Here is an 8,267-nt window from a genome sequence, read left to right on the forward strand (position 1 = left end):
GACGTTACGCGGGCTGGATAGCTCTCAATACCGGCGTCTCAGGGACTGCAGACGCGATCCTGATTCCTGAAATACCATATAATATCCAGAAAGTAGCGGACAAAATCCTGGAAAGGGAAAAGAAGCATCGGCATTTTTCGATAGTTGTAGTTGCAGAAGGCGCCAAGCCCATCGGTGGAGAACTCTCTGTGGTCTCAAAGGAACTCGGACGCGCCGAGAAGCTCGGAGGAGCCGGTGAAATCGTAGCCAAGCAACTTCAGGAATTGACGGGCAAGGAAACCAGGACTGTAGTGCTCGGACATCTGCTGCGCGGTGGTTCTCCCACTACTTTCGACCGTCTGATCGCCCTGAGATTCGGTTCTGCCGCGATCAGGGCGCTGGCAGAAGGCAAATCAGGCGTGATGGTAGCTCTGGACCCGCCTACTGTCAAGTATGTGCCGCTTATGGAAGCTACCAAACGCATGAAAAGCGTGCCATTGGACTGCGATACTGTGATGACTGGACGGGATTTAGGTATCTGCTTTGGAGATTGATTAAGTTCATCTGTAAGGGTCGATTTTAAATCGACCCTTATATCTCAGGATAATTCAGCGCTGATTCCACCGCGATTTCTGTGCGCACTTCGCGATGAGTTTCTCCTGTCTGGTTTTTCAATATTATTTCATAATAATGGAACAGATTATCCTGAAAAACGACTTTTCCGGCTTGAGTACTGAAATCCAGATACTTTCTGTTGAAGACTTTCAGATTGGCTTTGTCAAAATAGAGCAGGATGCTTTCGCAGAGTTCATTGTCTTCCACAGTGTATTTGCTTTGTGTGCTGTCTGGAAAAGTGGCGAATGATGACTGAGCTGCAGTCAGAAAAGTCACCTGGCCTGAAGCAGTGGCTTCCAGAGCGATCAGACCGGTCTGCTGATATGAGCAAAGTAGAGACTCAATCACCTGTTTTTCACTGCCGCTTGCATTAAACTGCCTGTATTTCAGGTACTCCATCGCGCTGATTTTAAAGTCATAAATACTCTGGAAAGCTGTGCCGCGTTCCTGGCAGAATGCGGTTGCAGTCATGGACATGATCAGCATAGCTACTGCAAATAATTTTTTAATCATGAAAAGCCTCTTTTTCAGATCTCCCACTCGTAAATCAATACTGTGTTGTTTTCGGTATAAAAGTCTTAAGACTGAGAAATTCTCGATCCTTAATCTACATTCTGAATTGATTATAAACGACATAATTCCCTTGTCAATGCCTGGTGCAAAATGACAGTTACCATACATCCGGGAGATTCAAGTTGATCCAAATCTTTTTTTGATATACTGGAGGGGATGAATTCAGGACATTACGGTAAGGATCGATTAAAATCATCCAAGCGCGGGTCGATTCTAAATCGGCCCAGACTGAAAAGCGAGGATACATGCCTAGAAAAGTGATCATAATCGGCGGTGTTGCCGGTGGTGCGAGTTGTGCAGCAAGGCTCAGGCGTAATGACGAATCCGCTGAAATCAGCATTATCGAACGCGGAGAGCACATCTCTTTCGCCAACTGCGGTCTTCCCTATCATTTGTCAGGTGCAATTCCTGATTATCAGGACCTCCTGATCCATACCCCGGAAAGCTTCAGAAGCAGGTTCAATGTCACTGTGCGGGTCAGACACGAAGCACTGGAAATTCACAGAGAGAAAAAGACAGTCCTGATCCGCGATCTGAAACTTGACCGGACCAGTGAGGAACCTTACGATCAGCTTGTGCTGTCACCAGGAGCCTCATCCCTGAAGATTCCCTTTGAAGGGAATCAACTTCCGGCTGTTTACAATCTGCGCAACATTCCGGACCTGCAGTCAATCATGAAAGCGATCAGCTGCGGAGCGAAAAGAGCGTTAATCGTCGGCTGCGGCTATATTGGCCTGGAAGTCGCGGAAAATCTGGTGCGTGCAGGATTGTCGGTATTCATGGTGGAAACCGCTTCCCAGGTGCTCTCGAATCTTGATCCTGAAATGGCGGTGATCGTCAGAAACCTGATGTCAGGAAAAATCAAGCTTTGTCTGTCTGACCGGATCAGGAAAGCAGAACAGAATGGATCCGGACTTCTGCTGACACTGGAATCAGGTCGGCAAATCGGGGTAGACTTAGTGATCGTAGGTGCAGGGGTAGTGCCGGAATCCATGCTGGCAGCCTCCTGCGGCCTTAAACTCGGAATCAGAAACTCAATTGTGGTTGATGCGTTCCTCCGCACATCTGATCCAGACATATATGCAGTAGGAGACGCGGTGGAGATCGAAAATGCGGTAGACGGAACCAGGGTCTGCCTTCCGCTGGCCGGTCCTGCCAACAGGCAGGGACGGATCGCAGCCGACAATATCTGCGGTGCTGAACGGAAATATTCCGGAACGCTGGGAACAGCCATCACCAGATTCTTCGAACTGACTGTGGCATCCTGCGGGCTCAACGAGAAGTGTCTGAAGAATTCGGGAATTGATTTTACTAAGGTTTACACGCATGCCTTGTCCCATGCCGGATATTATCCTGGTGCCGGTTCTCTTTCCCTGAAGCTCCTGTTCTGCCGGGCGGACGGAAAGCTGCTCGGAGCCCAGATCCTAGGTACCGACGGAGTCGACAAAAGGATGGATGTTCTGGCTGCCATGATCAAATTCAAAAAAACAGTTTTCGATCTGACTGAACTGGAACTTTCATACGCCCCGCCGTATTCTTCAGCCAAAGATCCGGTCAATCTGGCAGGATACGCTGCGGAAAACATGCTCCGCGGTATTGTCAGGGTTGCTTACCCTGAGGAAATTGACCTGCACATTTCGGATGGCGGTATAGTGCTGGATGTCCGAAGCCAGGAAGAAATTTCAGCTGGAGCGATTCCCGGAAGCATCCACATACCGCTGCCTGAACTTCGAAGTAAAATGGCTCAACTGCCTTCCGGAAAACCCATCATAATCAACTGCCAGACCGGGCTCAGATCATATATTGCCTGTCGCATCCTTTCCCAGCATGGATTAGATGTCAGAAATCTGAGTGGTGGTTACAAGACCTATAAATTTTACAAGCAGTCTTCTGAACCCTAAATTCAACGCGGATATTTACGATAATTCAATTGACAACATTTTACGGAGGTTCCATGAAAAGTTTTAGTCCCAGAAAGCTGTTTGTGATCTTTCTTGTGTCATTCACTGCAGGAATGATTTTGAAGGGTTTCACTTATCAAGCGCTTAAACTCAAGTCAGCCCATGAAATAACGGTAAACGAAGCCAAAGCCATCATTGATTCCAACCTGGAGAATTCGAATTTCATGCTGCTGGATGTCAGAACACTTGCGGAATACCAGCAGGGACATCTCAAGAACGCTGTAAATATCGATTATTATGCCGACTTCGCAGAAAAAATCAAAACCTTGAACAAGGATTTCAGTTATGTGCTTTACTGCCGCAGCGGTAAAAGAGGCAAGGCTGCCATGGATGCCATGTCAGGAGCCGGTTTCGCCGAAACTTACAACATGCTCGGCGGGATCCTGCAGTGGCAGGCCGAAGGGAATCCTGTGGTCACAACGGAAAATCCGGGCAGAGCAGCCGAAATTTCCACAGCCGATGCAGCTGATAAAATCGCGGCAGGGAACATACTGCTGCTTGATGTGCGCACTACCGACGAATTTAAGGTCAGCCATCTTCAGAATGCCGTTAATCTGGATTATTACGATCAGAATTTCTCCGCCAAACTGGAAACTCTGGATAAGACGAAATCTTACATAGTTTACTGCCGCAGCGGCGTACGCGGCGGAAAAGCTGCGGAAATCATGAAAAAGCTCGGATTTGCCGAAGCCTTCAACATGGTCGGCGGAATCCTGAAATGGCAGGAAGAAGGCAGGCCGGTTGTGACAGGAAATTAATTTTTTGCCGGGTTCAGCACATCTCTGACAGCGCAGGTAAGGTCGTGCACGGTATATGGTTTGCGGAGGAATCTACCGGCTCCATGGTTGATTACTTCCCTGACTCTGTCGCTTTCTGAAAATCCGCTCAATACAACCACTTTCTGGCCTGGTTTTATTTTAACTATTTCACGGAAAGCGTCCAGGCCGTCAATACCGGGTTCCATCTTCATGTCCAGCACAATCAGGTCAAAAGAACGATTCCTGATCAACCCGATCGCTTCTTCTCCGCTTCCCGCAGTTTCCACTTTATAGTTATGCATTTCCAGCATTTTCAGAGCGAGCTGGCGCTGCTGCAGTTCATCGTCGACTACCAGAATTGTTTCCCCGTTTCCATCAGTGACTAACTCGATTTCCTCTTTTTCCGTTTTTTCCCGGCTGGCCGGGAAAAATATCCGGAAAATCGTTCTTTCTCCAAGCGTTGATTGCAGATCAATATAACCGTTGTGATAACGCACAGCTCCCCAGACTACCGCCAGTCCGAGACCTGTCCCGCTGCGTCCCTTGACTTTCTTGCTGTAGAACGGTTCGAAAATCCTGGACATCTCATTTTCCGGGATCCCGATTCCATTATCCACTACTTCCAGAACGACATATTCGCCTTCAGGAATCAACTCGAAACCTTTCACAGGCTTGTCCAGATTCTGATTCCTGGTGCTGAGATTGACTGATCCGGGCTTTCCAGCAGGAACAGCTTCGAAAGAATTTGCGAGCAGATTGAAAACCACTTTCCAGAGCTGATTCTGGGACCCGGACTGATTGAGCAGACCATTGTCCAGTTCAGTGATCAGGCTGACCTGAGGATGGGCAGCACAAAGTTCCAGCATGGATGTTGAACCCAGACATTCCCTCACAATCCCGTTCAGATTCAAGACTTTTCCGATCTCAGTGCCGCGCCTGGCCAGAGTCAGCAAGTCCTGGACAATGGCTGAGGCCCTTTTTCCTGAATTTTTAATGGTTTCAAGCGGCTCACGCAGATTACTGTCTTCCGGAAGTTCATGCAGTAAAAGGTCCGGATATGAAACAAGCCCCACCAGGATGTTATTAAGGTCATGTGCCACGCCTCCGGCCAGAAGTCCCAGGGATTCCATTTTTTCGGCTCTGGCGAGCTTTTCCTGCATCACCCTGAACTTGATTTCAGATTCGTGCAGGGAGCGGCCTGCCGAATCGAGTGAAATCAAGGAATTGTTGATGTCAACTGCCAGCGCAGAAATCTCATCGCTGCTTACGACGCTGACTCTGGCTGAAGGATCTCCAGCAGCTTTAATTTTCATCAATTCAGCGCTGAGATTTTCCAGTCTGTCCAGAATGAATTTTTTCATCAGAAAGCTCAGCAGAAAAATTGTCAGAATCAGCAAACCGATCAATCCGATCCGGAAAAATTCCAGGGTGTTGCATGCCATGCGGTAGATTTCACGCGTACGGCTGATTTTAAGCAGAATTGCCGGTTTCCCAAAAATATCATTTATCAGTCCGTAACCGAAAATTTCATTCTCTCCACCTATCACAGCTAAGGGTTCATCTGCCTGTACGAGGTCTTGACAGATGTTTTTGAATTCTCCGATTTCAGCAGAATAGTATGGGAATGCCGTTAGAATGAGATTAGTTCTGTCTGAAAGACTTTTCAGCCGGTTCTGGTTAAGACTGTAGCCGAGAACCTGATGCCCCATGCATGGTCCTTTCCGTTCACTGGTAAGGACTGGAGAGATTGCGATATATACAGGGCCTGAAGGCAGCATGATTATCCCGGATTCGGTTTTGTCAGGATCAAGATTCGCGAATTGAGTCTTGGATGACATGGCTGTCTCGATCAGTCCGGCAGGAATCTCTGCAGTGATCTTGTTTTCAAGGTCATAGGCCTTGGAAAACACCAGATTTTCCCGGCTGTCGAAATAGAGGAAAAAATTGATCTGCAGGCTGAGAAAATTAGAATCCAGCATGTTCAGATCCGGGAATTTCGGATAAAGTCCCTGCACAAATCTATATGCATCGTTCCAGCAGCAGTAATCCAGAGAAGTGATCCTCAGCTGTGCGGCATCATCATCAGCTGCGGCAATCACACGTTTGACGTTGACCTGTGTATTCAGGTTTTCTATTTTCTGGAATCGCGACAGCAGGATTCTCTTTGAAATGGCAAGTAAACCGAAGTTCAAAATCAGGGCAGTCAGCGAGATGATCAGCAGAGTTTTCTGGCGGAGAGTCATGGCTTGTTTTTTTTCTCGATTCTGGTAAGAGGAGGAGAAGTGATGGTCAGAGTGATGCTTTCCACGAACTGGCTGGGCTGGTTGTAAATAAAACTGACCCTGGATGAATCAGGCTCCCAGGCGATTTTGCCGAATCCCTTCCAGTCAAGGTAAAATCCCGGATGAGACAATGTCTTCCTCCAGACCAGAGTCCCGTGGATATCACGGATCTGAAAATCCCCTCTGCTGTATTGGCCTCCGAAAACACCTGGTCTGTTGAAATCGCTGACTTCTGCCAGATAGCATTCGTCAGGCGAATCTTTGCCCAGAGTGCTGTTCAGGCTGAAAATGCCGACATAGCAGAACCTTCCTAACAGTATGAAAAGTGTCAGGCAGACGATCAGCACCGGTGTACTGAATGATTTTTCATTGATATTCATGTCTGTGCCTGGCAATACAATATCCCCTCTCCCGTTTTTTGGCAAGCCTCAAAGAAAGCTGTAGGAAATCTACGGTCTCAAATCAGTTGAAATAGTCTATGCACGATAATATCCTGTTGGAATGTCACTGCTGATTTCCAGAATCATCAGAAGGCAGCGGAACGGTTCCCTGATTGAGGGCTATGAAACAAGGAGAGCTGAAAACTGCCAGCTGGTCTATGAAAAAACATCCCCTGATGAATTCTGCAGGAGCGTGGGAAACATCGCCAGCGCTCTTTACCACAGGCTCGGAATCAGAAAAGGTGACAGGGTGGTGATCCTGTCGGAAAACAGGAGGCAGTGGCTGAAGTTTTTTCTGGCTGTGCTCGATCTGGGAGCGATTGCGGTTCCCTTGGATGTGGACATTCTGCCGGAAAGACTGCAGTATATTCTGGAAAATTCGGGAGCAGTGGCGGCGCTTTGTTCAGCTCAGGGATGCTTTGACCGGTGCGAACCGCTCAGGAAAATCAAAAACCTGATTCTGCTCGATTCTGAACGCACAAAAAACGTCGTGTCCGGACCAACGACCTATAATTTCCAGCAGCTGATCGAGTTCGACCTCTGGGAATATCCCTCTGAAGTCGAGGAATCGGATCCTGCTCTGCTTATTTATACTGCAGGTACAAGCGGAGAGCCTAAAGGCATATTGCTGAGCCACCAGAACCTGGCAGCCAATGTGGAGGGAATCGGAAACCGCATTAACGTCGGTTCTTCGGACAATATTGCCATCATTCTTCCCCTTCATCATGCCTTTCCTCTCACTGTAGCCCTGACCGCCCTTACCTATAATGCATCTGTGACCCTGGCGAGCAGCCATAAGCGATTTTCAGAGATTATCCGCGGAACCTCTCCATCCATTATCATCGCAGTTCCACTGATGCTGGAAAAAATGCAGAGGGGTATTTTCAAAAAGATCGCGGAAAAAGGAATACTATTCAATCTGACCTTTCTCTCTGCCTACCGCCTGATCGGATGGATACACCGGATTTTCGGCTTTAATCTTTCACACCTGATCGGAAGCCAGATCCGGGCTTCATTCCCCGGGCTGCGCTGTTTCGTTTCCGGCGGCGCCAGGCTTTCCCCGCAGCTGCAGGTCTCGCTGCACCACCTCGACATACCAGTGATCAACGGTTACGGCACATCCGAACTGAGCCCAGTGGTATCAGTCCAGCCGTTTCAGGAAGACCTTTTCTATTCATCCAGGTACTACCTGAACCATGCAGGAGAGTGCGGCCCCCTGCTGCACAATCTGGAAGGCATGGTCGACCAGGGCGGCTGCCTGCTCGTGAGCGGCCCGAGCGTGATGCTTGGGTATTTCAATGATCCGGGCCTGGACAGCCGGACCATTGAAATCAGAAACGGCAGGCGCTGGTTCAATACCAGCGATGTGGTCGAATTCCGCGCTGACAGGAGTCTGATGATCCTGGGCAGATGCGACAATGTGATCAAGCTCAATTGCGGTAAAAGGGTTTCTGCAGAGTCGATCAGGGAGAAGATCCGCCTGCATCCGCTTTTTCTGGATGCCTGGCCATACGCTGCCGGCGGAGATTCCACCCAGGATTCGATCCGGGCCGCAGTGCTTCTGAATCCGGATGAACTCTCCAAGCTCGGCCTCACTGAGGCTGATCCGGTTGAAAAATTCCAGCGGGTCGGGCTGGAAGCGCTCAAGATCATCAACAG

Annotated in this window: 7 protein-coding genes; 4 read left to right on the forward strand and 3 right to left on the reverse strand. The window is 48.8% G+C overall.

What is annotated here, in order from left to right; all coding sequences use genetic code 11:
• Nucleotides 1-533 (forward strand): 6-phosphofructokinase (locus tag PHW04_18665; protein ID MDD2717916.1); only part of this gene is annotated, 533 nt, incomplete at its 5' end.
• Between the two features lie 37 nt (nt 534-570).
• Here PHW04_18665 and PHW04_18670 read toward each other — a convergent pair.
• Nucleotides 571-1,107, reverse strand: coding sequence for a hypothetical protein (locus PHW04_18670; GenBank protein ID MDD2717917.1), 537 nt, complete (start codon nt 1,105-1,107; stop codon nt 571-573).
• Nucleotides 1,108-1,412: 305 nt separating this feature from the next.
• Between PHW04_18670 and PHW04_18675 the strand changes: the two genes are divergently transcribed.
• Nucleotides 1,413-3,068, forward strand: a complete 1,656-nt coding sequence (locus PHW04_18675; GenBank protein MDD2717918.1) for an FAD-dependent oxidoreductase — start codon at nt 1,413-1,415, stop codon at nt 3,066-3,068.
• A gap of 53 nt (nt 3,069-3,121) precedes the next feature.
• On the forward strand, nt 3,122-3,886 hold the full coding sequence (locus PHW04_18680; protein ID MDD2717919.1) for a rhodanese-like domain-containing protein: 765 nt from the start codon (nt 3,122-3,124) through the stop codon (nt 3,884-3,886).
• On the opposite strand, the gene PHW04_18685 is transcribed toward PHW04_18680, so the two are convergent.
• Both PHW04_18685 and PHW04_18690 read right to left on the reverse strand, forming a co-directional pair.
• Nucleotides 3,883-6,129 (reverse strand): response regulator, encoded by a 2,247-nt coding sequence (locus PHW04_18685; protein MDD2717920.1) that lies wholly within the window; start codon nt 6,127-6,129, stop codon nt 3,883-3,885. The genes PHW04_18680 and PHW04_18685 overlap by 4 nt on opposite strands.
• Complete coding sequence (locus PHW04_18690; GenBank protein MDD2717921.1) at nt 6,126-6,593, reverse strand: hypothetical protein; 468 nt, start codon at nt 6,591-6,593, stop codon at nt 6,126-6,128. Before PHW04_18690 ends, PHW04_18685 begins: the two co-directional genes overlap by 4 nt.
• Nucleotides 6,594-6,669: 76 nt before the next feature.
• Here PHW04_18690 and PHW04_18695 point away from each other — a divergent pair.
• On the forward strand, nt 6,670-8,267 hold a 1,598-nt coding region (locus tag PHW04_18695), incomplete at its 3' end, for an AMP-binding protein (protein MDD2717922.1).

It is taken from the genome of Candidatus Wallbacteria bacterium (genome assembly GCA_028687545.1).
Lineage (GTDB): Bacteria > Muiribacteriota > JAQTZZ01 > JAQTZZ01 > JAQTZZ01 > JAQTZZ01.